28 protein-coding genes, 1 tRNA gene and 1 pseudogene are annotated in these 21,706 nt (G+C 50.1%); 10 read left to right on the top strand and 20 right to left on the bottom strand.

Going from position 1 to position 21,706, the window contains the following annotated elements; translation table 11 throughout:
- Positions 1 to 51: 51 nt before the first annotated feature.
- Complete coding sequence (locus RID21_RS17445; RefSeq protein WP_350191021.1) at positions 52 to 621, bottom strand: Uma2 family endonuclease; 570 nt, start codon at positions 619 to 621, stop codon at positions 52 to 54.
- Between the two features lie 167 nt (positions 622 to 788).
- On the opposite strand from RID21_RS17445, the gene RID21_RS17440 reads away from it, so the two are divergent.
- The 3 genes from RID21_RS17440 to RID21_RS17430 all read left to right on the top strand — a co-directional run bounded on the left by RID21_RS17440 (position 789) and on the right by RID21_RS17430 (position 2,564).
- A complete protein-coding gene (locus tag RID21_RS17440; RefSeq protein ID WP_350191019.1) occupies positions 789 to 1,283 on the top strand; it encodes a GNAT family N-acetyltransferase in 495 nt (164 codons plus the stop codon).
- A 23-nt stretch (positions 1,284 to 1,306) separates the two neighbouring features.
- Complete coding sequence (rfbD, locus tag RID21_RS17435) at positions 1,307 to 2,161, top strand: dTDP-4-dehydrorhamnose reductase (RefSeq protein ID WP_350191017.1); 855 nt, start codon at positions 1,307 to 1,309, stop codon at positions 2,159 to 2,161.
- Positions 2,162 to 2,475: 314 nt separating this feature from the next.
- Positions 2,476 to 2,564 (top strand) — tRNA-Ser (locus RID21_RS17430).
- A gap of 208 nt (positions 2,565 to 2,772) precedes the next feature.
- Here the strand turns inward: RID21_RS17430 and RID21_RS17425 are convergent.
- The 13 genes from RID21_RS17425 to RID21_RS17365 all read right to left on the bottom strand — a co-directional run bounded on the left by RID21_RS17425 (position 2,773) and on the right by RID21_RS17365 (position 11,067).
- A complete protein-coding gene (locus RID21_RS17425; protein ID WP_350191015.1) occupies positions 2,773 to 3,957 on the bottom strand; it encodes a tyrosine-type recombinase/integrase in 1,185 nt (394 codons plus the stop codon).
- Between the two features lie 33 nt (positions 3,958 to 3,990).
- Positions 3,991 to 4,257: an excisionase family DNA-binding protein gene (locus tag RID21_RS17420; RefSeq protein ID WP_350191013.1), complete on the bottom strand. Its 267-nt coding sequence runs from the start codon at positions 4,255 to 4,257 to the stop codon at positions 3,991 to 3,993.
- A gap of 79 nt (positions 4,258 to 4,336) precedes the next feature.
- On the bottom strand, positions 4,337 to 5,455 hold the full coding sequence (locus RID21_RS17415) for a hypothetical protein (RefSeq protein ID WP_350191011.1): 1,119 nt from the start codon (positions 5,453 to 5,455) through the stop codon (positions 4,337 to 4,339).
- A 150-nt stretch (positions 5,456 to 5,605) separates the two neighbouring features.
- Positions 5,606 to 6,271: a ThiF family adenylyltransferase gene (locus tag RID21_RS17410; protein ID WP_350191009.1), complete on the bottom strand. Its 666-nt coding sequence runs from the start codon at positions 6,269 to 6,271 to the stop codon at positions 5,606 to 5,608.
- Between the two features lie 56 nt (positions 6,272 to 6,327).
- Entirely contained in the window at positions 6,328 to 6,900 is a 573-nt protein-coding gene (locus RID21_RS17405; protein ID WP_350191007.1) for an MPN domain-containing protein, read from the bottom strand.
- Positions 6,854 to 7,936, bottom strand: a complete 1,083-nt coding sequence (locus RID21_RS17400; RefSeq protein ID WP_350191005.1) for a hypothetical protein — start codon at positions 7,934 to 7,936, stop codon at positions 6,854 to 6,856. Before RID21_RS17400 ends, RID21_RS17405 begins: the two co-directional genes overlap by 47 nt.
- Positions 7,937 to 8,162: 226 nt before the next feature.
- On the bottom strand, positions 8,163 to 8,486 hold the full coding sequence (locus RID21_RS17395) for a hypothetical protein (RefSeq protein WP_145043766.1): 324 nt from the start codon (positions 8,484 to 8,486) through the stop codon (positions 8,163 to 8,165).
- 54 nt (positions 8,487 to 8,540) lie between these two features.
- Positions 8,541 to 8,822 (bottom strand): hypothetical protein, encoded by a 282-nt coding sequence (locus RID21_RS17390; protein ID WP_350191003.1) that lies wholly within the window; start codon positions 8,820 to 8,822, stop codon positions 8,541 to 8,543.
- Positions 8,823 to 8,861: 39 nt separating this feature from the next.
- A complete protein-coding gene (locus RID21_RS17385; protein ID WP_350191001.1) occupies positions 8,862 to 9,044 on the bottom strand; it encodes a hypothetical protein in 183 nt (60 codons plus the stop codon).
- Between the two features lie 3 nt (positions 9,045 to 9,047).
- The gene (locus RID21_RS17380; RefSeq protein WP_350190999.1) at positions 9,048 to 9,269 is read right to left on the bottom strand and encodes a hypothetical protein; all 222 of its coding nucleotides are present in this window, start codon (positions 9,267 to 9,269) and stop codon (positions 9,048 to 9,050) included.
- A 92-nt stretch (positions 9,270 to 9,361) separates the two neighbouring features.
- Positions 9,362 to 9,607: a hypothetical protein gene (locus RID21_RS17375; protein WP_350190997.1), complete on the bottom strand. Its 246-nt coding sequence runs from the start codon at positions 9,605 to 9,607 to the stop codon at positions 9,362 to 9,364.
- A gap of 9 nt (positions 9,608 to 9,616) precedes the next feature.
- Positions 9,617 to 10,567 (bottom strand): hypothetical protein, encoded by a 951-nt coding sequence (locus RID21_RS17370; RefSeq protein WP_350190995.1) that lies wholly within the window; start codon positions 10,565 to 10,567, stop codon positions 9,617 to 9,619.
- Positions 10,568 to 10,668: 101 nt separating this feature from the next.
- Positions 10,669 to 11,067 (bottom strand): hypothetical protein, encoded by a 399-nt coding sequence (locus RID21_RS17365; RefSeq protein ID WP_350190993.1) that lies wholly within the window; start codon positions 11,065 to 11,067, stop codon positions 10,669 to 10,671.
- A gap of 124 nt (positions 11,068 to 11,191) precedes the next feature.
- Between RID21_RS17365 and RID21_RS17360 the strand changes: the two genes are divergently transcribed.
- A complete protein-coding gene (locus tag RID21_RS17360; RefSeq protein WP_145043754.1) occupies positions 11,192 to 11,413 on the top strand; it encodes a helix-turn-helix domain-containing protein in 222 nt (73 codons plus the stop codon).
- On the opposite strand, the gene RID21_RS17355 is transcribed toward RID21_RS17360, so the two are convergent.
- Genes RID21_RS17355 through RID21_RS17340 form a run of 4 tightly spaced genes read right to left on the bottom strand, consistent with a single transcriptional unit; the run spans position 11,414 to position 13,849 of the window.
- On the bottom strand, positions 11,414 to 11,734 hold the full coding sequence (locus RID21_RS17355; protein ID WP_350190991.1) for a hypothetical protein: 321 nt from the start codon (positions 11,732 to 11,734) through the stop codon (positions 11,414 to 11,416). It abuts the gene before it with no gap.
- A gap of 25 nt (positions 11,735 to 11,759) precedes the next feature.
- Positions 11,760 to 13,247 (bottom strand): Ycf46 family AAA ATPase, encoded by a 1,488-nt coding sequence (locus RID21_RS17350; RefSeq protein WP_350190989.1) that lies wholly within the window; start codon positions 13,245 to 13,247, stop codon positions 11,760 to 11,762.
- Positions 13,248 to 13,289: 42 nt separating this feature from the next.
- Complete coding sequence (locus RID21_RS17345) at positions 13,290 to 13,484, bottom strand: DUF2997 domain-containing protein (protein WP_350190987.1); 195 nt, start codon at positions 13,482 to 13,484, stop codon at positions 13,290 to 13,292.
- A complete protein-coding gene (locus tag RID21_RS17340; RefSeq protein WP_350190985.1) occupies positions 13,481 to 13,849 on the bottom strand; it encodes a DUF1257 domain-containing protein in 369 nt (122 codons plus the stop codon). The genes RID21_RS17345 and RID21_RS17340 overlap by 4 nt, the downstream gene beginning before the upstream one ends.
- Positions 13,850 to 14,174: 325 nt before the next feature.
- Between RID21_RS17340 and RID21_RS17335 the strand changes: the two genes are divergently transcribed.
- Positions 14,175 to 14,573: a hypothetical protein gene (locus RID21_RS17335; protein ID WP_350190983.1), complete on the top strand. Its 399-nt coding sequence runs from the start codon at positions 14,175 to 14,177 to the stop codon at positions 14,571 to 14,573.
- Positions 14,574 to 14,930: 357 nt separating this feature from the next.
- Here RID21_RS17335 and RID21_RS17330 read toward each other — a convergent pair whose 3' ends face one another.
- The gene (locus RID21_RS17330) at positions 14,931 to 15,506 is read right to left on the bottom strand and encodes an SMI1/KNR4 family protein (protein ID WP_350190981.1); all 576 of its coding nucleotides are present in this window, start codon (positions 15,504 to 15,506) and stop codon (positions 14,931 to 14,933) included.
- Between the two features lie 428 nt (positions 15,507 to 15,934).
- On the opposite strand from RID21_RS17330, the gene RID21_RS17325 reads away from it, so the two are divergent.
- From RID21_RS17325 to RID21_RS17315, 3 genes are all read left to right on the top strand, one after another.
- Positions 15,935 to 17,050 (top strand): AAA family ATPase, encoded by a 1,116-nt coding sequence (locus RID21_RS17325; RefSeq protein WP_350190979.1) that lies wholly within the window; start codon positions 15,935 to 15,937, stop codon positions 17,048 to 17,050.
- A gap of 4 nt (positions 17,051 to 17,054) precedes the next feature.
- Positions 17,055 to 19,334: a S8 family serine peptidase gene (locus RID21_RS17320; protein ID WP_350190977.1), complete on the top strand. Its 2,280-nt coding sequence runs from the start codon at positions 17,055 to 17,057 to the stop codon at positions 19,332 to 19,334.
- Between the two features lie 114 nt (positions 19,335 to 19,448).
- On the top strand, positions 19,449 to 19,820 hold the full coding sequence (locus RID21_RS17315) for a hypothetical protein (protein WP_350190975.1): 372 nt from the start codon (positions 19,449 to 19,451) through the stop codon (positions 19,818 to 19,820).
- 525 nt (positions 19,821 to 20,345) lie between these two features.
- On the opposite strand, the gene RID21_RS17310 is transcribed toward RID21_RS17315, so the two are convergent.
- Positions 20,346 to 20,606, bottom strand: a complete 261-nt coding sequence (locus tag RID21_RS17310) for a restriction endonuclease (protein WP_350190973.1) — start codon at positions 20,604 to 20,606, stop codon at positions 20,346 to 20,348.
- 638 nt (positions 20,607 to 21,244) lie between these two features.
- Between RID21_RS17310 and RID21_RS17305 the strand changes: the two are divergent.
- Both RID21_RS17305 and RID21_RS17300 read left to right on the top strand, forming a co-directional pair.
- Positions 21,245 to 21,340: pseudogene (locus tag RID21_RS17305) on the top strand (integrase core domain-containing protein); the annotation flags it as partial.
- Positions 21,341 to 21,542: 202 nt separating this feature from the next.
- On the top strand, positions 21,543 to 21,706 hold a 164-nt coding region (locus RID21_RS17300), incomplete at its 3' end, for a transposase (RefSeq protein ID WP_350191329.1).

Raw genomic sequence — 21,706 nt, 5'->3', positions numbered from 1 at the left:
TTCAGCAGAAGTCGAAATAAAACGAATACTTACGGTCTCTCAGTCGTTAACTTACCACCAATCCGGTTCGGCAAACAAGTCTCGCACACTCATCGCGAATTCCGGTAAGGAGTCGCCCCCCGTGATTTTACCATTGATGTCAATCACTTCGCTGCCGCTCGCAGTTCGATATTCCAGCACTTCTTTTTCCGGGGGATCGATGACCCAGATCAGCGGCACTCCCCAGGAGACATAGTCGTCGACATGCGCTTTCATCCCCGAGCGGCGCGGGTTAGTCGAGGCAATTTCAATGATGGCATCCGGGCGGCGTTCTGTCATCGCCTTGTCTGTCTCATCAAATTGCCCGCCACTCTTATAAATGCTTACAGCAGGAAACCGCACCGTATCAGGATCGCGTTTGACGATCAGTCCCAGTTCGAATGTCGCGGATCCTTCCCGCCGCTCATGCAGGTAGCGGGAGAGTACCTTCGAGATGTTGAGCACAATCGTACCGTGCTCGATATCAGGAGCATCCAGATTAATGATCTGCCCCTGGTCCAGTTCGGTCCAGCGTCCGGAATCGGGGAGCTCGATTCGGGCATCCATAAATTGTTCAGCGGTATAAATCGCCGTATCGGACATTCAACATTTCCTGTCAGGCCGCATGGTTTTGTCGTTGAGAAGGGATGGGAAAAACAGTTTTTCCACTCACCTTTCAATTTTCACAGCTACATCATAGCATACACGGAAGCTCGACGTCAGTCACGATTCACAGTTTCGCCAACCCCTCATGAGTTTGATCGAGAGATATGAAAATCCGTCCCTATCAGCCCACCGATCTGGACACGCTGAAAGCAATTACCGTCGAAGCATTTCAGGGAGTCTCCATTGATCAGGGGATCGAGCAGAGATACGGTTTGATTCAGGGGCACGACTGGAAATGGCGCAAAGCCGGACACGTGGCTGCTGACGCCGAACGGGAACCCACAGGGATTTTTGTCGCCGAACTGGATGACAAAATCGTCGGCTACATTTCCACCTGGCATGATCCGGAAGCAGGCATCGGCTACATTCCTAACATGGCCTTTGTCCCGGAATGCCGCGGACAGGGGATGGGACGCAAACTCCTCGAATACGCCCTGTCACATTTTAGAGAGTTGGGGCTCTCCCTGGCAAAAATTGAAACATTGGAACAGAACGCCGTAGGCAATCATCTCTATACTTCACTCGGTTTTCAGGAGGTCGCCAGGCAGATTCACTTTGTGGCTCCGCTCAATTCCTCTGATTCCCAGTCATCTGCCTGATTCAGCAAAGGACGCGATTCAAGATGAAAATTACAGTCATTGGTTCACGGGGACAGCTGGGACAGGACCTCACTACCCGTCTGGCGGGAGAAGGTCACCAGGTCTCCGGTTTGACACATCAGCAGATTTCGATTGAAAATGCTGCCAGTATCGCTGATGCCCTCGCTCAGACAGCTCCCGAACTGGTGATCAACACCGCCGCCTATAACAAGGTGGACCTCGCGGAATCGGAACCGGAAGTCGCTTACGCAGTGAATGCACTCGGACCCCGCAATCTGGCTCTCTACTGTCAGCAGCACCAGATCGCCCTGATGCAGATCAGTTCCGATTATGTCTTCGGGCTGGATCTGTCGCGGGAGCAGGCTTACCGGGAACAGGATGCCCCCGGCCCCGTCAGTGCCTACGGTTTGAGTAAACTGGCAGGAGAGTATTTTGTCCGTGCACTCTGCCCTCAGCACTATGTCATTCGAACCTGTGGCCTGTATGGGAAAGCTGGCAAAACCGGAAATGGCAACTTTGTCGAAACCATGCTCAGGCTGGGACAGGAACGCGATTCCCTTTCCATCATTAACGATCAGCACTGCACACCCACCAGCACGCGCGATCTGTCCGAAGCACTCGCCCGACTGATCGCGACTGAGCAGTACGGCTTATACCACGTGACCAACCGCGGACAGACGACCTGGTATGAACTGGCACGGACCCTGTTCGAGATCGCCGGGATCGAAGTCGAAACACAGCCCATTACCACCAAACAATATAACGCCGCAGCCGACCGCCCCCGATTTAGTGTCCTCGACTGCTCCCACCTCGAGCAGGTGACCCGGTTTGAGATTCCGGACTGGCAGACCGCGCTGGAGAATTACATTCGGTCTTAAATAGCAGGATGTGTAATTGTGATCAGTTTCAGGGTTAGCTTCCCTGCGCGAACCCGGGCTGTCCTGTGAGTGTCCAATCCGGTTCTCGCGATTATGGCTGGGATACCAGTTTCTCAGTTCAAGATCCCCTGCTTTCGCATCTCCAGGGGGCCGAAACTATTGCAGCTGAGAATTTGGTTTGATACACTCCCTCTTCCCGCGATGTTAATTTACGGAAGTCTCTGCATATTCAGAGCTTCAAACGTTGACATTCCACGGGAAAAACAGCATAAAGAGTGCTGAATCGGCTCTGTTTTCAGCAGCCGGTACAGTCAGGAGAGATGGCAGAGTGGCCGAATGCGCCGGTTTGCTAAACCGGTGAGCCGTGCAAACGGTTCCACGGGTTCGAATCCCGTTCTCTCCGTATCCAATTAGATGGTCGTTGTAAGCACTTGAATTATAGTAGCTTACAACGACCATTTTCATTGACACAGTCAACTGTGCCAAGACTGTGTCAATCAGATACTGTTGAGAAGAGGTATCAGGTCTCACAATTCTGGTCAGGAACTGACTGTCCCTGTTTCATAAAAAGGGTTAATACTGGGCAGCTCACTGCTGCCCGTTAAAACTACTCAAACGAATGTAATCTTCTGCATCTGCTTCAACGACTCTTCATCGTGTAGGTGGTAATAGCGTTTCACCATCCTGCTACTGCTGTGCCCCAGCCAGTTCATCAGCACCCGTTCCGGTGTCCCATTATTGGCACAGACAGAGCAGAAGTAATGCCGAAAGGAATGCAACCGTCCGTCTTGAAATCTGGCCTTCCCTGGTTCAGCAGGAAACGTTTCGGATAACGGCTCAAGCACTTCCCGAATTAATATGTTACGAATGGTGTCCGGCTTGATCTTACCACCAAGTGGGCCATGAAAGACCAGTCCATCTTGATGTTTGTCAATCGCAATCAGCACATCCATCAGGTCCGGATGAATCGGGAAGCTACGACTCTTACCGCTTTTTGTAGTTCTCCGATTCTTAGTTGCTGCATCTCGACGACGGCTCTCGTCGGCCAGCAGGATGATCTGTCGTTGCAGATCAATGTCTTTCCACATCAGGCCTGCCAGTTCACTGATTCGCATCCCGGTCGTAACCAAACCGATCAACACGTGTCGTAGCCAGAACAGCTTTTTCTTGCTACAGAGCTTCAACATGGCTTCCACCTCTTGCTTTGTCCAACAGTAAGTTGAAGAATCCGTTTCTTTTTGTATCGGATACTGAAAACGCAACTCCGCTGGAAGCCGGTTGTCCTCGATCAGGTATTTGTGTATTTGCTTGAGCGTTGTCAGTTCCAGATACAAGGTCTGATATGCGTAGTCCTGTTTCTCATGCAGCCAGGTTGCATATTCATCCATCACGCGTCGATTAAGCTCATTCCAATAGTTCTTCCCTTTGGCTTTGCAAAACTCATCAAACTTATCGAGGACTGCTCGATAGCGTTTGCGGGTCGCTGGCCGGGGACCGCCAGAAATCACCGGACGCTTGCAATGTTCTTCATAGACTGCCCTGCCCTCGGCGATTGTTAACAGGGAAGTGTGTTGCTCCAACAGAGTGCGGTCGGCAAGCCCCAGATCAATGGCCTTAATCAGGTCGAGTTGGTCGAGGTTCTCCAGAGCTTCATCACGGTCACGTGTTCCCAGCGAGTGCCGGCCCAGATTCTGAGTATTGGAGCGACCGTCGGCATAGTAGATTTCGTTTCGTTGCAGAATCTTCCATCGGAAGTACTTGCAATCGTGTATCTCATTTTGTCGTGGTTTTGGCATATAATCTCCGTGTTTATTGATAGTAGTATGTGCTTATTTCTTCCAGCGGGGTGTCGGACCAGAGATGCATATACGCTGGTGTCGCCCGGAACTTGACGGTTCCAGGCGAGAGGATTTCGAAATAGTGGCTTGCTGGTTAACCCACTCCTTGGGGATAAGCAGCTTCGTTCCCTTACCGCCTGGCTGGATGGCCGGGATGCTACCGTCGCGGATCCGGCGGCGGATGGTGCTGATTGACAGTGAAATGATAGTGCTAAGTTCTTCGATACTCAGGAGATCGGATGTATCTGAGTTGGCCATGTATACACCTGGTGCATATTAAGGGAAATTAAAAGCTCTCTAATTTTTCCCTGTTACCAAATAGTGCATACGTTATTTTTTAGCTGCCCGGCCGGTCTCCAAAACGCCGTCGATATTCCCTGATCAAGTTAATCTTATCAGCACCAAATCGCTCGGCGAGTTCTTCATCAGTCAGGTCCATAGCTAACAGTTCTCTCAAATCCATCCGCATATCGAGAACTTCGAAATCATCCTCCGTTGATTGCTGAGACAGGATACCATCACGTTCTTCAGAAGATGACGCAGTATCAGTTATCGCTCGCGGAGTTGGGGATCGACGGGGACGTCTCAGCAATATTTCGCCAAGCTCCAGTACACCTTCAAAGTCGATGAATTTCAGTGGTCCAAATACACGGAACCAATGTTCGGGGCTATAGCGGTGACCTGTAATCAACTCAAAAGCACGCTTATACCAATTGTGAATGGTAGTAAGACTTTCCTGCAGTTCAGCAGCAATGTCAGTCAGCCTTCTTTCACGCCCAGATACATACGTGCCACTCTCCCAACCTTCACGCAGATCCCACACCTGAAGATAAGAAGAGTATAAATCCTCTCTATTTCTTCTGGCTGAAATATTCCGTTCCCGGCGAAAAGATTCAAGCACAGCGCTCATGTCATCAGTCAGGTTTCTGACTGATGCGGTTGGCGAGACTGATAATATTAATTCATCGGGGTACTGATCGAGAAATGGAGCGGGAATTTCATGTAATCGTAACAATGATTCAATACGGTGATCTTCTTCTGCACCCGAATCTGATTGAAAGAGCTCAGCAATCTGTTGGATAACATCCTCTGGAAGGTAGGCGAGAAGTAAGCCAGTCAGTCCTCTGAAACTAATGGGCTGAATAGCACCACTCATCCAGGATGGGAGTGTCTCTGAATCTAGTTCAGTGAATTCAGTTTCCGGCGAGATGGGATCGCCGCTAAATCCAATCATTGCCAGCATTGCAAGCCTGCCCTCGTTCACTAACTGTCTTAAACTTAGCTCTTGTGGATCAGTTATTTGTGTGAGAGAGGCATCATTCCAGAAGTTCTGATAAATGGGATGACGCCTTGTCACTTCCCATCGCATGCCTGGCGGAAGTGAGCGTAACTGGAATTGAGGCCTGGGTAATGGTGCAAACGCTGAATCAGAATTTTCAAAATGATTTCCACTCACAGAAAGTCCTCTGACATGAATTTAAGTATTTTTATTGAGAGATAATCATCTCGATAACGGTTGCTTAATCTCTGGGTTATAAAAGAGATGATGTGTTCGGAAACACCAAAAGTTCAGAATAACGCCGTTGTTGAGGGTATTATATTGTGGTTACTGATCACCTTGAAGATATATTTCACCAGCCAGTAAATTCAGCGACAGATCGCGGTCCACAGGTAGTTGCCGCAACCAGCGCGTCAGCTGATGCAGCATGAGCCCTGCGGCGATACCGGCGGTATAGATCGTACTGCGGGATGTGCAGGCCCCGGTCTGTGCTTCCGCCTGGGGAAACAGCGCAGTGTCGTAGTGTGTGCGGGATGGTGAGTCCACGGCTGTCAGAACACGCAGAACCTCGCCTCTCATGCGTCCGTCACACCAGAACGCGCACTGATCACGGAGCGTCCTCCAGATGGCAGACCGGCTGCTGATTGAGTCGACGCAGCAGAAGACGACTTCTCCCGTTGCCCACCCCGGCCGAAAACGATCATTTATGGTTTCAACATTCATGTCAGCATCGATCGCCCGCACCGCCCGGGCCGTGGCCTCGACTTTCGACTGTTCCAGATCTGCGATGCAGTATCCCTGCGTGGTGATATTCGTGGGTTCGACCAGGTCGAAATCCACCAGCTGCAGCCGACGCACTCCCAGAGACGCCAACTGCAGGGCCACCTGCCTGCCGATGGCCCCTACACCGATGATGGTCACCGTTAAGGAGCGAAGTTTTTCAGCGGGGACGAGTTCCGACTGACGTTCAAAACGATCCAGAGTTTTATTCATCAGTTTTGCTTTCCTTTTAAAAAGTGTTATATAAACAACATTCGGCACCTGGCCCCTCAGATGGGGAGCCAGGGCCATTGTTCGGACAGATAAGGTTCGTCACCGGGCAGGAAATCCATGTCCCAGATGGGGGGCATGGGGGCTGCCTGCACACACCGCAGGTATTCCCCCTCCCAGGCCGCCTGGTTGCTGCCCGTAAATTCATCCCGGAAATCAATCCCCACGGAAAGCGGCTCTGGCTGGGGGTGACCTGTCCGTTTCAGCTCGGCATAGGTTGCTCCATTTCGGGCCAGGATCATCATCACAGCCCAGTCACAGTTGCCAAACACGCGGGCAAAGGTTTCGTGATCGACGCCGCTCGGCTCCGCAGAATTTCCAGGGTGCGTGTGAATCCAGATCCGGGCAAACTGCTCGGGATGCCGACCAGCGTCGATCTGATCGTCAAAGTAATCGGCAACTGCCGTATCGTCGAAAGCGACGGTGACTTCGGTGCAGGACTGGCTGACCAGGACGATGTCTTTGACGAACCGGGGCTGCCCGGGATCGGTAATCCCGAACCCGCCCACTTCGGTGGTTCCGCGATCACGTAGGTAGATCAGCTTGGCCCAGGCATACGGGCTGAATTTCAACAGGCGACGTTTCCTGCGCTGGGGACGCTTCCGACGCGGACGATGCAGCAGGCGATGGGTTAGTGGATGAGTCTTCGGATGGGGCATGGGAATCTTCCTCACTTTCTTCGAGACAGGCAGGACAGGTTTCAGAACAGAGACAGGAGTGACAGCAGCATTCACTGCAGGAAGCACAGGTCGACAGGCAGCTGCGACAAAAGATTTCGTTACACGATTCGCAGCGATCAGCGCAACTGGAACAGAGGGCGTTCCCACAACGGGCACAGCCCCGCCTGCAATAACCGCAGGTGGTCTGCTCACAGATCGAGCAGGTGTGACTCTCATTGCGCGAAACAGAGTCACCGCAGTCGGCACACTCGAGACTGTACCAGCGACTCAGCGGGACGTAAGCTGAACCCGAGTTGTACGTGTGCAGGATCTGCTGGACCAACAGAAAGAAATCACCGATCCGCCCCTCGGCCAGAGCCCTGCTGATGGGGACCTTACCTTCCCCCTCACAAAGGGTATCCGCCTGCACGTGCGGATGATGGACATCGTCGTCTCCGGTTTCCGCCAGGGAGACGACCCGGAAGGGTTGCGGCTCTCCGAGCTCACTCCAGCGGAGCCGGATCTCAAAGCAACCCAGATCGATGCCTTCCAAGATGATGGACGGCGTCTGAACGACAATCTCCCGTTCATCCCAGTCGATCCACACTGCTTCAAACTCGGAGGAGAGTGCACGGAGTTCAGCATCAATCTCGCGTAGCGAGGGTACGGTCGTGGTAACCTGATTTTGCAGCAGTCCGTCGCGGTAAGTCGCCCACTCACGGATAGCCGAAGTCAGTGCCAGCTGGAACCTTTCACGACAGCGTTGGCTGGCAACCGGATACTGTTTCAAACAGGCTTTCTGATAGAGACGCTCCCAGCGATTCACTCTGAGCCAGGCATCCTGTGGAACCGGTGGCAGTCGTTCCTGCCGGGATGCGACTACGACATACCGTGCCGCGACCTCCCGAGCCACGCGGAGCCAATGCCGCGACTCCTGATCTTGGTGCATAACAGACTCCTTAAACTGAAGAGACCACCCGATTTCACAGGTGGTCTCTTTGATGGAATTAAATTCGAAACGACAGTGATGACTCAGCGACGTCGGCGAAACGGTTTGCTGGATCGACTGTGGGGACGAATCTCACCCCCATGCAGCATACTTGCTGCCATGACGCCGACACTGATCCAGAAGACAAGCCATGAATCGGTGGCCCCGCCGATCGACGCTGAGACGATCACGATAATGTAGAAATAGAGACTGTTGAGTCGTTGTCGGGCTCCCATAGGGCTCCTTTCAACCGGGACAAGAGAAAACAGACGAGCGGTAACAGGGGCAATCGTGCCGCCCCCTCAATCTTCGTGGGAGTGATCGAAACACGATCACCTTCCTGCAGGATGTAGTTGGCAGTCGTTGGCTGACGATTGACACGGATCAGGTAGTCTTGTGGACGTCCATGAGGCAGTCGCTGCTGAAACAGCGCCGCCACACTCAGGCCGGCACTGATTTCAATCTGGTCAGCAAACCCGGAACCGTCATTGTTGATAAATAGAATTTGCATACTTTTCTCCTGGATGTTTGAGTAAGAATTCATTCGCTGTGGTCAGTGAAGAGGTCAGTAGTCTTCGGGTAACAGAATGTTGGTCGCGGACCGGTCTGCGACGGTGATGATCCAGAACTTGATCTGGTCCGCCGTGTGATAAACCGACAGCAGTCGATCACCGTTCAGTAAAGCGGCATCATTGGCTTCCGCATCCGCAGGACAGCAGTCGCCCCAGTCACCGGCAAGATGACGGGCCAGGGCGCGCTGCATCTCATGCTGTGGTAATCGTTCCAGTGCGTTGCGTGTCGCCAGAATCATGCCGGGCGAAAACCGGGGACGATTGGCTCGAACCATAGGCACTCCCTGTCAAATAGTAGATGGTTAATGACCAGATCAGTCTTCGTTGGTCTGAAAGTAAAACTGCCACATCCCCCAGAGCGTGACGGGTAAAGCCAGCAAGAGCGGCCAGCCCAGAAAACAGCCGGCAATCAGACAGGCCAGAGTCCAGAAACTGATCGAACGGAGAGTGTGCTCCAGTAATTGGGCTTCTCGGGTATCTTTAGGATGATAGTCCACGGTCTAAATCAACCCCGGTACTCGGCCACAGCGTTGGGCAAACAACGCTACATTCTGCTGCAGACTGAGCTCATCCCAGTCCACGGACTGAGGCGGCCGCAGGTCTGGCTCGGGATCAAAGTTCACCTTGAACGGATTGGCGAGGCTGAAGCCCCGCTGCCGAATGGATCGCACATCTTCACCGGTGGCTGCGGCCACCGCCTGGTCCAGGTCCTGTTGAGTCATCGTTCACTCCTTAAGAAAAGAGAATACGACCACCGCACGCGGGTGGTCGTGGGAAATTACACAACCACCCCGCGCTCACAGGGCAGTACGGTTTACGTGTGCTTGAGCAGCCAGTGCTGCTCAAGCCAGGCGACCTCGGCTGCCAGGGCCTCTGATCTCCGGGGAAAAGGCCCCAGCGAGGGACCACTCACCGGACTAAGGTCAGCCGTCCAGTTTCCGTCTGCCGTTGGCTCCACGTGGGAGCCCCGTTGGATTTGTAGTTGCCCCAGCGCGGTCAGTTCCAGTGTCTCGTCATAGAGGCAACGGATGGTTGCTTCCGGGGTAATCAGCAGCTCCATGCGGTCACCTCACTGCGCACGCCGCAGGATATTGCGGCGGGGGCGATCCAGCAGCAGCCCCTCCAGGGAAGACTGCACTCCCGAGAGTTGCGAGGCGACCTGCTGCCGCAGATTCCCGTTATCCCGCAACTGCTGTGGAGCAACGCCAGTCACAATCTGCTGCGCGCGTTCCACGAGTGCGTCGAGCTGAGCATTGGAGCGGACATTGAGTTGCTGAAAGCGTTCAAAGAAGTCGGTCAGGTTGGAAACCGCGGTATCGCGGAACACCTTGGGTTTGCCATCGGATTGACCACTCAAACGCTCGGTCAAATGTTCGACCAGGCGTCCCAATTCTTCCAAGAAGGCCTGTTCGGCCAGTTGCACGGCCTCATCAAATCGCTGCTGCACCCGCTGGCATTCCTGGGCATAGACTTCCGGGTTCAGCTGTTTGAGATAGTTCGGCGGCTCCACTGCCGGAAAATCATGCTCGATGGCAAACAGGCCTGACAGCGAGTGGGGATAGTCGGCGGGATCATACAGATCACCCAGGCGGATGCGGGCGGCCGACCTGAGCTCTTCGAAATGCCGGTCCAGTTCGCGTACCGCTGTTTCCAGTTCCACCTGGAATTCGCTCATCCGCTGATCAAAGTCAGTGATCTCTGACTGTCTGATCAGGCGAATACCCGCTTCAGGATAAGGCAGCGAAACTCCTTTCCAATAGGCGACCGCCCGTCCCCGGACTGCCGTGACAGCTTTGAAGGCGGGATGCGTCGTATCCAGTAGTTTTTTTCCGGCCGAGAGAAATTTCCCCTCGGCACCGAAGGAATCCGCGACCTGGTTTTTCTGGACGGCCGTGAGGGACTTACGTACGCCCAGCCAGGTAAAACTGAGTCGGGCCGCCGCCATCGTGGTACGAAGTCGCTCGGCTGGTCTGCCGCTGGAGGCGGCAGGCTGTGGTTCATCGAGAATAGAGTGATTCATAATGCTCCTTTTTTGAAAGTGGGAAATGAAAAATGCCGCCCAGCCCCAAAGGACTGAACGGCATCAACAGGAGAAGCAGAGTCTCTTTAAATGATCGAATGTCAGCGTGGGGGAGGGCTGAGCGGGGTTTTCGCTGTGGACGGGGGCAGGTTCAGGTTCAATGACTTGGCCACCGTGACTTTCAAGCCCCCATGCAGGGTGTCAGTCAGCATGACCCGCTCTGGTGTGAATTCTTCGTCTTCCACGAGAATCACGTTACCGGACTTGAGGTTGATGAAATGGTGAGAGGTCAGAAAACCTGTCTCATCAAGGTAGGACATCTGCAACACCCCTTCCGGAGTGATTTTCACATCGTGTACGTTCTGCAGGTCAGACGCATGGCGTTTGATCTCAACGGAACTCCCCTGGGGACCGACGCCTGGCTCGTCCTCGGGAGCAATAAACAGTATGGCGATCAGAATCACCAGGAAAATGATCGCACTCAGAGTGACTTTTTCCATATTTGTCTCCTGTCTGGGCTGCAGTTCTGTATCCAAAACGCAGCTGTCATAGTCAATTGTGGACTACCTGAATGATACTTATAGTCCGTGGTTTTATCGTCGCTGTCAAGTGTTAAATGTCTGCATGGCAAAACGCAAAGACATTTTGAAGCGATTCGGCGAACGGGTGCGGGAACTCCGCAAGGAACAGGGCTATTCCCAGGAGAATTTTGCCTATGCCTGCGAGCTGGACCGGACCTACGTGGGTGGGATTGAGCGGGGCGAACGGAACGTCGCCCTGCGGAACATTGAGCGGATTGCCGATACGCTGGGAATCAGCGTGGCTGAGCTGATGGACGGGGTCTGATCAGATCTCGGGCGGGGCCTCTGGCAACAGCAGTGTGCCGACCAGATCGGTAGGATTGTTGCAGGCCTCGAAAGCTCTCTGGAATGTGGAGTGTAATTCTCTGTCTCGCAACGCGGTTCTCGATTCGTTGGAAACAACGTACTTAAGGTGGGCCGTTTTCAGACGCGATCGCAGTTGCTGGATCTCCGCTGTTGTCCAGGCCTGCCCAGCCTCTGTAGCCTCAGCATAGATCCTCAAACACTGTTCGTCCTCAGGATCCATTTCTTCTGCCCAGAACTGCAATGCCGCGATGATGAGCGTAATATCTGCTTGGTTCAGCATATTGCTCCTTTCCGGGACATTCGATTCAGTTGACTGAAGCCAGGTGTTTTAGGTTCCGACGGGACGGTTTTCTCAGATCCTGTGCATGATAAATGCCCGGACGATCGGCATCCAGACAGCGGCCGCTGGCCCATTCACGCAAACGATGGATGGACTCAGCAGCCGTGACCGCGACTGGAACCACATTCTGCTGGGCCTCGACCAGAGAAATCTGCAGCAGTCCTGCCAGTCGACAGCAGCTGCGGATCTCTGCCCCGGTCCAGTCAGTATCGTCGGGGCGAGGCTGTTTCGGCTCGAGGTCAAACAAATGGATGTACTGAGCCCAGATCCGGTCTTTCTGTTCCCGTCTCGGCAGATCGACAAAGAACAGACCGTCGAAGCGTTCCGAACGGCCGAATTCGGGTGGCAGTCTGGAGATGTCGTTGCTGGTGGCCACGACGAATACATCCGAAGTATGGTCATTCAGCCAGGTCAGAAACTGGCCGAACAGGCGGGACGCAACGCCGCTGTCGGTCTGACCCGACTTACCGGCACCGGCAAATGCTTTTTCAATCTCATCGATCATCAGCACGCACGGTGCAATGGCATCGACAATCTGCAGTGCCTGACGCGTTCGTTTCTCTGATTCTCCGACCAGGGAACCTAGCAGGGCACCCACGTCCAGCATAAGCACCGGGCGGCCAACTTCTTTTCCCAGGCTTTTGCAGAAGGCAGATTTTCCACAGCCGGGAGGAGAAAGGAGTAGCACGCCCCGCGGTCGCAAGTGCTGGTTTTGGCGTTGAGGTGAGAGTAGTGCAGAGCGGGTGAATTCCTTGAGGGATTCCAGGCCGCCCAGACTGTCGAATCGTTCCTTCCCCCGATGCAGTGTCAACAGTCCTGATTTTTTGAGAGTCTGGGTTTTGAGTTCCCAGATCGCTACGGGACTGATGCGTCCCTCCCGTACCAGGGAGAGAGAAAAGGCCCCTTCTGCTTCAAACCGACTGAGCCCGCTGGCCGCATCCAAGACGGACTCCAGTTCCTGGCCCTCGGGAAGTTCACCCGGCTCGGTCGCGATCTCCCGGGCGATTTCCAACAGCTGCTCCCGGTCCGGGAGGGCATGTTCCAGAACCACGAACAGTTTTTCCAGTTCGGCAGTTAGCGAAACAACCGGAGCCAGGATCACAATGAAGGTCCGGTTTTGTTTGCCGGTCAGGATCTGCTGCGCCAGGGCCTGCACGATTTCGGCGGACTGGATGAAGCGGTGGAAGTTCTGCAGCACCAGGACCGCGGTACCGTCAGGTGTGGCAAACGCGTTGATCGCCTTAATGGCGGACAGGGGATCGGTACTCCCCACGATACTCGTGTCGTCGGTACCCTGCAGTCCCTGGTCGATGTCCCAGATGGCCAGTTGCCAGGCTTCCTCCCGGCAGAGCTGGGCCAGTTCGGCCAGGGCTTCCTGCTGTTCGTGGCTTTCGATCCAGATGCCGGTGAAGCAGGCACGGACATATTCGCTAAATGTTGTTTTCAGTGTCATAAGCGGTCTCCAGTCATAAAGAATCGGTAAATAAGAACCAGTTCAACGGCCTTCCTGCAGGTGTTCATCTTCCGAAGCATGCTGATGGAATTCCGGTTTAAGTTGTTCTGATGTTGCTTTTCCTAGGGCCTGTTCCAGAAACCGACTGGCGGTGCGACAGCCGGTTCCAGTGAAACCCTGTGTTTCGATGCGGGACTGACCGTCCGGGGCAATGATGATTTCGATCGTTTGGCTCATGCCGCACCTCCAACCTGAACCGTGAGCTTGATTGAGCCATCTTCCAGTGGTTGCTCGCGGACCGTGTGCCCCTGCTTTCTGGCCTCGAGTTTAGCTTTCTCTACGGCATACCCCTGGAGAAAATGGTCCAGCTCCCGGCGATCTCCCCAGCGGCCTTCGAAATTGTCAAAGCTCAGCTGGGCCGTTTTGACGTCGCAGACGACCGGATACCGCCAGTTGTGTAATTGGACTGCCCAGCCTGTCGCCGTGCTGCTGAAGAGTCGGGTCTTTCCCTGGACAGGCGGTGGCAGTTTCAGTCGCTGGCAGGCAGCACTAATCGCAGTCGGATCTCTGATTTCTGTTTGAATCTGTACGATGTGTGACACGCTGATCTCCTTTGTAGATGAGGTAAGGAAAAAAGAAATACAGGCTGGGGCCTGATACGAAAACAGCCCGCTGAGGACCGGAAATCATTGGTCAATAGCGGGCTGGAGAGAGGAAAAAACAGAGCTCCGATGGTTATGCCAGAGGACTCACCTTATATGCCACATTTTGCGGTTGGATTTAGCTCTTTAAGCCACTTTATGTCCCTTCGGATAATCTCTGTAAGCAGTTGGAACATACGGGGAGCGTTGTTGGCATGTTGGTGATCCCGAAACCTCGCGCGATGACCTACACGAATTCACGACGGAGATTGGTCTGCCCGGATCTGTGTACAAGGTCAAGGGAATCACGATCCCGCATTACCTGTTGAATCAACGGCAACGCGCCCCTGCGATCGCCGAAGGGGCGATGTTCCTGGACGAAGCTGGCGTCGAATCCATTGAGAAATCCTGGAAGCTCCCCATGATCGGGATCCATTACACGGTTTCAGTTCTTCCAGGGAAAGAGATCACGAATCACGTGCGACGTACTTTCGGTCATCGGGATGTGCAGCCTGGTGCGCTCATGAAGGCGGCCGTCCGGATCCAGGGCGACCTGGGCGTTACAACCCGGGTGATTCGCGTCGTCTCAGTTCGCCGGGAGGCTTTTGAGCAAAATGGAACACGATCCCGATTACGGCCGACGGGAAGTGGAGCTCGAGGGATGACCGCAACTATCCGGGACTGAGTTTGTGAACTGTTTCTGCAAGAAGTTGAAAAGTCGTCCCGGCGACGCCGGTCACTCGGATTGAATTCACTTACGTTTGAAGGGAGTTGAGGTGCAGGAACCAAGAACGCTAGGTGATTGCAAAGTCGGAGAAAAAGTGACCTTGATCACTGGTCACGAGGTTGAATTGCTCGGAACGAATCATGAGTTCCCCAGCTGGCGATTAGACAAGAATCTGGCCGATGGTGCTTTGTTCGAATATCACAAAACATGCCGGCTGAAGGAAGGGAGTTAGTTCATTTGGATTAAGTATGTCTGGGTAATGGTGATTACCCGGACATTCTGAGACATCAGAAAGGTTCCCCGAAACAAACTCCTTCATTTTGCAACTGACCGTACTGCCCCCTCCTCCAAATCAAATTCATATTTGCCACTCGCCAGGTCATTGGCAAACGTGATTACAAAGTCCCCAAAACTCGGAGCAAGAACGTGTGATGGCCCTGTCTCATGCTGGAACTTGATAAATTGTCCTACTACACCGTCGACAGCTGGGTCCATGTCTACGCAATGGTAGTCACCACCGCCGTTATGAAGAACTGGAATCCAAAATGGATTCCACCATATCTGTTTGATCGGTCCATCCGGACTGGCATCTGAGTCGTCGAACAGACCATTGTCGACTGGTTCCTTGAACATATTCCAAGTCGTGAGTACTTCATCTAGATCCATGAGGTAACCTCCTGGCAATACCCACATCTTGTTGTCACCGTTGTACATCAGATAGGTATCACGAAGATCGCTGGGTAGCCTGTACATGATTGCATCCTCCACCGTTTCGAAGGCTTCATCACTAGCAGGAGATCCCCAATCAAAGAAGTCTGCATAGGGGGGCTCTTTGACATTGGCTTCGTACCAAGTACGAATACTTGCCCAGGCCTTTTCTGTTTCGGTCATCTTGTTTTGATTCTCCGACTTCATTTGGGATGAGTTACATCAGTTTCCTGAGCATTCTATGATCTGGATATCAAACAAAGACCGGGTAACATCATTTACCCGGTCTTTGTTTGTGTGCTGAACGGATATGGGCTGTTAAGTAAACAGCTATGAATTGGGGGGGATATAAACTGATCATGTTTGTATGTTGTTTCTTGGATGTTAGTTACTGTTAATTGCCTTCCGACAAATAATCTAAAAAACAGAAGAGCAAAATACTTAGCGAATACTTCTGCAAATCTCCTTATATTGCCAAAATATTCATGTAATCGAGCGAGATATTCAGAAAAAGATTAAAATATTCATATTTGTGCTTGGATGATGCACTGATATTTCGATAATACCCTCATGTGAGAGTTATTAACCCTAGCAGGCGGATATAATAAAAGATGGATACTACACTTTTTCTTTCTCTTGGAAATATCATTGATTCAGCTCTAACCGGAAATCCTAAAAAGGTTAAGGCGTACGCTCGGCAACTCGTTGATTATCTGGATGAATTGGGAGAGGCAGAAGCAGCCTCGCGGATCCGTTCTTCTGTTAACGGGAACCGAGCGTCGAAGGCTTCTATATCGAGAGCAATTCAGTCAGTTCCTAAACCCATTCCCGTCGATCATGACTCCCGATTTCCTTTAGCTGATGAAGAAATAATAACCAGCCCCGTTGGTATAGTATTTCCAGAGAATATTCAATTTACGATTAACCGTTGGATCGATTCAATTCGTCAGGCGGATCGATTATTGGAGCATGGTATTGAGGTTCCGAGTACTTTGTTAATGCACGGGCCACCCGGTTGCGGAAAGTCTTTATTGGCTCGTTATCTCGCTGCTGAGTTGGATTTACCACTTTTGACTGCCAGATCAGATGCATTGATATCTTCTTTTTTGGGAAGTACATCCAAAAATGTACGGTCGTTATTTGATCACGTTCAAAATAGGCCGTGCATACTTTTCTTAGATGAGTTTGATGCAATTGCGAAGATGCGTGATGATCAACGTGAAATGGGAGAGTTAAAGAGAGTCGTTATAAGCTTGCTTCAAAATATCGATACTCTAGCTGGCAACACGATACTTCTCGCTGCGACAAACCATGAGCATCTCTTAGATCCAGCAGTATGGCGAAGATTTTCAACTACCATTCAGATACCTCTTCCTTCAGTTCAAGTAAGAAAGTCAATGCTAGTAAATTATTTTTGTGGTCTTGTTGACGAGGAAGTGATATTTACACTAGCTGATTTAACAGAGGGGATGAGTGGAGCTCAACTCAAAGATCTAGCACAAGATGCCATTCGTGAAACAATTTTGTCAGGTGGTAGCCACGTCATGCCTTCCACAGCTTTTCGCGTTGCTGCTGAGAGAATAACTGATGGTGGGGCATTAACTACTTCAGATGCACTTCGAGCAGTTCGAGATGCTTTAGGAAAGTCAATTACGCAAGCAAGACTCGGTGAAATGTTTGAGTTGTCACAATCACAAGTATCTCGGATATTAAGATGCGCGGAGTGAAAATATGAACGATAAGCCTTTGCTGCCGATAAAACTATTTGTTGCACTTGATAGAGATTATCATCCAAATCCAATTCCAAAGAGTACAGGTTTTGACCCGTTAGTTAAGGTGACATCTGAGTTACGACGTACTTTAGTAAACCAGGTAGGTAACGTTAGGTCATATTTTTCGGCGCCGTTTAAAAAATGGACCGGTGTTCCTGCTGTGGCAAAGGTGACACTAAGAGAAAAAGCTTGTTCTAAATCCAAACGTCCTTTTAGAGTGTTTAATACAAAGACCTGCCCGATAATAGGAGGAGCTGGTCTTGGACAGTTTCACATAAGCATCACCCCAGAGTCTCTAGATGCTTTGGAAAAAAAAATTGGGTATGGTGATAAAGATCCTGAAATATCACACATTTCTACTATCGAATCGATTGAACCATATAGCATTGATGATGCAATGGGAGGAAAAACTTTTCAGGAATTATCGAAAGTTGTAGATGAGGGTCTCCCACTCAGAATTCGATTATTCCAACATTTTAGACACGCTCAAAATATCTCTATCCAGAAAGAACTGAATTCACTAGATCTATTAAATGTCAAGCCGCTTCATTACACGGATGGATTAAGTGTACTTGAAGTGAAAGTGCGAGATGTAAATGGCATCGCTTTGCTAGCTAGTTTTCCTGGTACGCACACAATTTCTGGCTTTCCCGAATTTGGTATCGCTCGGACTGCTTCAAGAGTAATGCAGTCACTTCCAAGTCATTTACTACCTAGTCCTCGAGAAGATATAAAATATCCATTGGTTGGGATTATCGACTCAGGGACTGATCCACTGAATAAATCATTACAAAAGTGGATTCAAGATCGGTGGGATGTCGTTCCGCGAGAACTGCAGGATAATGATCATGGTAGTTTTGTAGCAGGTATGATCTGTGGTGGCCGAATCCTAAATCATAATGATGTTAGATTTCCTTCAGCTGTTTCAAAAATTGTTGATGTAGTAGCATTTGGAAATGAAGGCACAGTTAATGAACAAGATCTTATTCGGATAACACGAGAGGCTGTTATAAAGTATCCAATGGTTGACGTTTGGAATTTGTCATTTGCAATCACAGATCATTTTTGTAAGGACGAAGAGTTTTCTCTGTTTGGTTGTGTTCTTGCTGAACTTGCACATAAATATGGTAAAACTTTTGTGGTGTCCGCAGGAAATAGACTTGATACTCCGTCTCCTGGATGGCCTAGAGAAACTTTATCTAATGATCAAGACCGAATTTGTGCTCCTGCAGATTCTCCTACCTGTTTGGTTGTTGGTTCATTAGCTCATTCGGATAATGCTTCAACATGTGTGAAGTCTGAAGAACCATCATCATTTAGCCGAAGAGGACCAGGATCAGCGTACTTGATGGCTCCTCATTTAATGCACTATGGAGGTAATTGCAAAGAAGACCTGACTTATACTCAAACCGGTGTTGTCTCAATAGACGGAAATGGAAATTTGGCTGAAGACATTGGGACAAGCTTCGCAACACCTATTATTTCGACGTTGGTCGCAAATATTACAGACTCGGTTTCGCATGAGGATGATCCAGCGACTTTGGGTAGAGCTATGCTCGTACATAATGCATTTCTGAGAAATAGTGTGATAGACCCATCTCAATTCAATCATTTAGGAGCCGGTCGTCCCGGAGATTTAGATGAAATATTACACTGTTTTCATGACTCAGCAACTGTTGTTTTGCGAGCTGATCTAGGAAGAGACCCCATTGTCGTGAAAAAACATTTTCCAATTCCACCATGTCTCATAAAAGATGGTTCAGTTGGAGGGGAGTTCCTTATGACTCTTGCATACTCACCACCAATGGATCCTGAAGCAGGATTTGAATTGTGTCAAACTAATGTTGATGCTTTATTAGGAACTGTTGATCCAATATCAAATAATTTTAAGACTCAAATTCATCCTTACCCAAAAATGAAAGAAGAAGGTTGGGAAGACCAACTAATAAAGCATGGTTTCAAATGGTCCCCATTGAAACTTTACCGTCGTTCTTTCTCTGCCTCTAGAAAAAATAAACTAGGAGGCATGAGTTGGGAGCTTCGTTTAAAATTACTTCGTAGAGCTGCTTTGAAAATTGTAAATGGTGAGCATCAAGTTTACCTGCTGATCACTATACGTGACAATGACCCAGACAGAGACAATCCGTTAAACATATACGACGAATTCATCCAAGAAATTGAAAATTTGGGATGGGAAATTACCAATCTGCGAATTAGTGACCAACAAAGGGTACGGTAGTGTTTCAGAAAATAGGACGTCGAAACCGCAGGTGTTTTGGTGAGAACGTCGACTTAAGCTAAGAATGACTGAGTTTTCATAAATTTCAATAAAATCATGAAAGTGAAAAGTTCAATGGAAGAATTCAATCTGATAGATGTTGTGTTTCCAAAAGAGTATTCGGAGCTTTTCATTAAATACGAAAAAAACATCACCGAAGCCTGTGTCCCTTCGTTGGGGGGCGTATCAAAAGTTGTTGAAATGTTCCAAGTTCATCCGGAAAAGAAACTTCATTTTGATTTAACGGACCCTGCAATAGCAGATCTTATGACCAGAGTCGAACAAGAAGTGTTGAGGTTTCGACTTTCAACAATGGGTAACAGCAGCGTTGTTAGTCCAGAAGATAGCAACGTTTTTTGTGAGTTTGAAAACTGGTTTTCTTCACTCTCAAAGCAATATCGAGAGTCATACCCAGATCGCCCACCGCTTGGTGGTGAAGCACACTAAAATGACCGGGTAACAAGTATCACCAGGATCATTCAGAATGAAATTTCCGACCTCTATCGATGGCCAAGTGATCCAAGGTGTAATTGAATGTGGAATCGATTTTAACCTAAACGCTGATGAGAGACGGGTTGGTCAAAGGCGGATTAAAACTCAAGTTCACTTTTATCCTCGGTTGCATTTTCACTGGATGATGCGTAAGCGTAAATTAAGGCGGCGTTTGAAATGACATGGTCTCCTGAATTTCAGTTGTCCCTGGAACGGTTCAAGGAAGCTGTTCAAAAAGCTGAAGCCAAACTAGATTCCATTCCACCGGAGGTGCGGAATCGATTACGCGAGAGATATGAGGAGTTTATAAAGCGATCGACTAGTTCGCAGATTTCGCAGACGATTTACATGGACCAGGTCACTGCTCCTAGGAAACCACGGCCTTGGTATGGATGGCCGATATCTTTCAGAAAGTAGCCTGGCAATGAGTAGTTTGTATCAACCTCGCAAAGATCGTTATTTTACCCTACAGCCTACAGGCTAACTATTTTCTTCGATCTTCTCTTGATTTCTCAGGACTCGTTGTGAAAACTCCTCTCCGTCCATTAAACGTATTTCGTGGTCGTTGGCTTCCTGAACCGCTCCAGCAGTGAATCCGCTTGTTGTAACGATCATCCCGCGAGTACCGCTAGGATAGCGCGTGAGCGTTCCGGCGAGTTCCCGAACTACCGATGGAGACACCTTGCGTTTTGGATTCCAGCATTTGCATTGAATGATCCAATGAACTGCTTCAAGGTCCACGCCCTTAAGGTAGAAAAATCAGCAGACTTTTATGTGCAGAACCCGATTGGTCAAAAAACTCAGCTGAACTGATTCTCTGTTCTCGGCTGAAATATTTTCCACAAACTCGTACGTTTTCCGGTATGTGACTTAATACCACTCATTTCACTTTCGCCCAGATTAAGCTGAGAAGATTGGGCAATTCGACAGCAAAATAGATCCAGAAATAAACACACGAGAAATGCGCCGTATTTTGTTCGTCTTACTCATAGAATGCAGGACAGTAACTCTAAACGAAGGTAATTCCGTATTGCATTCCACTTGGTAATTGTGAGATCATGTCGCGACATCAGCTGCCTCCTTGTAGCCTTGTTGCTGTTTTTGACAACGAGGATGTAGCTGATGTTTTTTCGTTTATAAAGACCAATTCGAATTAAGTAACGCTACCTAGGCTATCCAATTAATAGTTCTGATTCGTAAAATAAAAGTCTTTTCACAATATTATCCGCCGATTAGTGTTCCCGTAAGCAGCTGAAAAATAAGGGCTTACTGTAATATTACGCAATGAAGGTATGGAGGCGGTTCTCTTCAGAAAGCGTTTTGTAAACCTTAATTGCGTTTCTATGGTGCACTGAATTCTTTTGTACCAATTGACCTAGCGGAAGGATTACAACGAGCGGCGTCCCCACAGTGCAATCGGCAACAGGACGCCTCAGGAGTTTGCGAAGTTTTCAAACCAGGCATGCCTGGTCTGAAAAAAACTTGTTCACTCTCATTCCAACTGGTACAGAGTTGGGGGCAAGGTCACCCTATTTATATCTGTCATCAACAGCATGCTCTTTATGTCTGAGGAAATAGAAGAAAACACTCATCTTCACATATAACTGGTCTGCTTTTCAAAAACTGATCCAATTGTTATGAAGGTTCTTAGCGTCCCTTTGACGAGGAGAACTTTTGATGAACAAGCGAAGAAAACGTCACAACCCCGAGCAGATTGTCCGCAAGCTGCGTGATGCAGATGCGATGCTGAATGCCGGTAAAGATCTGGCATCCGTGCTACAGACCCTGGAAGTCAGTGAATCGACCTACCTGCGCTGGCGGAATCAGTACGGCGGCATGAA

It is taken from the genome of Gimesia sp. (genome assembly GCF_040219335.1).
In the GTDB taxonomy this organism is placed as follows: Bacteria; Planctomycetota; Planctomycetia; order Planctomycetales; family Planctomycetaceae; genus Gimesia.
This window is presented reverse-complemented; position numbering and strand designations above follow the sequence as displayed.

Coding starts and splice junctions, on each gene's coding strand:
- RID21_RS17445 (WP_350191021.1), bottom strand. CDS start 621: ATGTCCGATACGGCGATTTATACCGCTGAACAATTTATGGATGCCCGA.
- RID21_RS17440 (WP_350191019.1), top strand. CDS start 789: ATGAAAATCCGTCCCTATCAGCCCACCGATCTGGACACGCTGAAAGCA.
- rfbD (WP_350191017.1), top strand. CDS start 1,307: ATGAAAATTACAGTCATTGGTTCACGGGGACAGCTGGGACAGGACCTC.
- RID21_RS17425 (WP_350191015.1), bottom strand. CDS start 3,957: ATGCCAAAACCACGACAAAATGAGATACACGATTGCAAGTACTTCCGA.
- RID21_RS17420 (WP_350191013.1), bottom strand. CDS start 4,257: ATGGCCAACTCAGATACATCCGATCTCCTGAGTATCGAAGAACTTAGC.
- RID21_RS17410 (WP_350191009.1), bottom strand. CDS start 6,271: ATGAATAAAACTCTGGATCGTTTTGAACGTCAGTCGGAACTCGTCCCC.
- RID21_RS17400 (WP_350191005.1), bottom strand. CDS start 7,936: ATGCACCAAGATCAGGAGTCGCGGCATTGGCTCCGCGTGGCTCGGGAG.
- RID21_RS17395 (WP_145043766.1), bottom strand. CDS start 8,486: ATGCAAATTCTATTTATCAACAATGACGGTTCCGGGTTTGCTGACCAG.
- RID21_RS17390 (WP_350191003.1), bottom strand. CDS start 8,822: ATGGTTCGAGCCAATCGTCCCCGGTTTTCGCCCGGCATGATTCTGGCG.
- RID21_RS17380 (WP_350190999.1), bottom strand. CDS start 9,269: ATGACTCAACAGGACCTGGACCAGGCGGTGGCCGCAGCCACCGGTGAA.
- RID21_RS17375 (WP_350190997.1), bottom strand. CDS start 9,607: ATGGAGCTGCTGATTACCCCGGAAGCAACCATCCGTTGCCTCTATGAC.
- RID21_RS17370 (WP_350190995.1), bottom strand. CDS start 10,567: ATGAATCACTCTATTCTCGATGAACCACAGCCTGCCGCCTCCAGCGGC.
- RID21_RS17365 (WP_350190993.1), bottom strand. CDS start 11,067: ATGGAAAAAGTCACTCTGAGTGCGATCATTTTCCTGGTGATTCTGATC.
- RID21_RS17360 (WP_145043754.1), top strand. CDS start 11,192: ATGGCAAAACGCAAAGACATTTTGAAGCGATTCGGCGAACGGGTGCGG.
- RID21_RS17355 (WP_350190991.1), bottom strand. CDS start 11,734: ATGCTGAACCAAGCAGATATTACGCTCATCATCGCGGCATTGCAGTTC.
- RID21_RS17350 (WP_350190989.1), bottom strand. CDS start 13,247: ATGACACTGAAAACAACATTTAGCGAATATGTCCGTGCCTGCTTCACC.
- RID21_RS17345 (WP_350190987.1), bottom strand. CDS start 13,484: ATGAGCCAAACGATCGAAATCATCATTGCCCCGGACGGTCAGTCCCGC.
- RID21_RS17330 (WP_350190981.1), bottom strand. CDS start 15,506: ATGACCGAAACAGAAAAGGCCTGGGCAAGTATTCGTACTTGGTACGAA.
- RID21_RS17325 (WP_350190979.1), top strand. CDS start 15,935: ATGGATACTACACTTTTTCTTTCTCTTGGAAATATCATTGATTCAGCT.
- RID21_RS17320 (WP_350190977.1), top strand. CDS start 17,055: ATGAACGATAAGCCTTTGCTGCCGATAAAACTATTTGTTGCACTTGAT.
- RID21_RS17315 (WP_350190975.1), top strand. CDS start 19,449: ATGGAAGAATTCAATCTGATAGATGTTGTGTTTCCAAAAGAGTATTCG.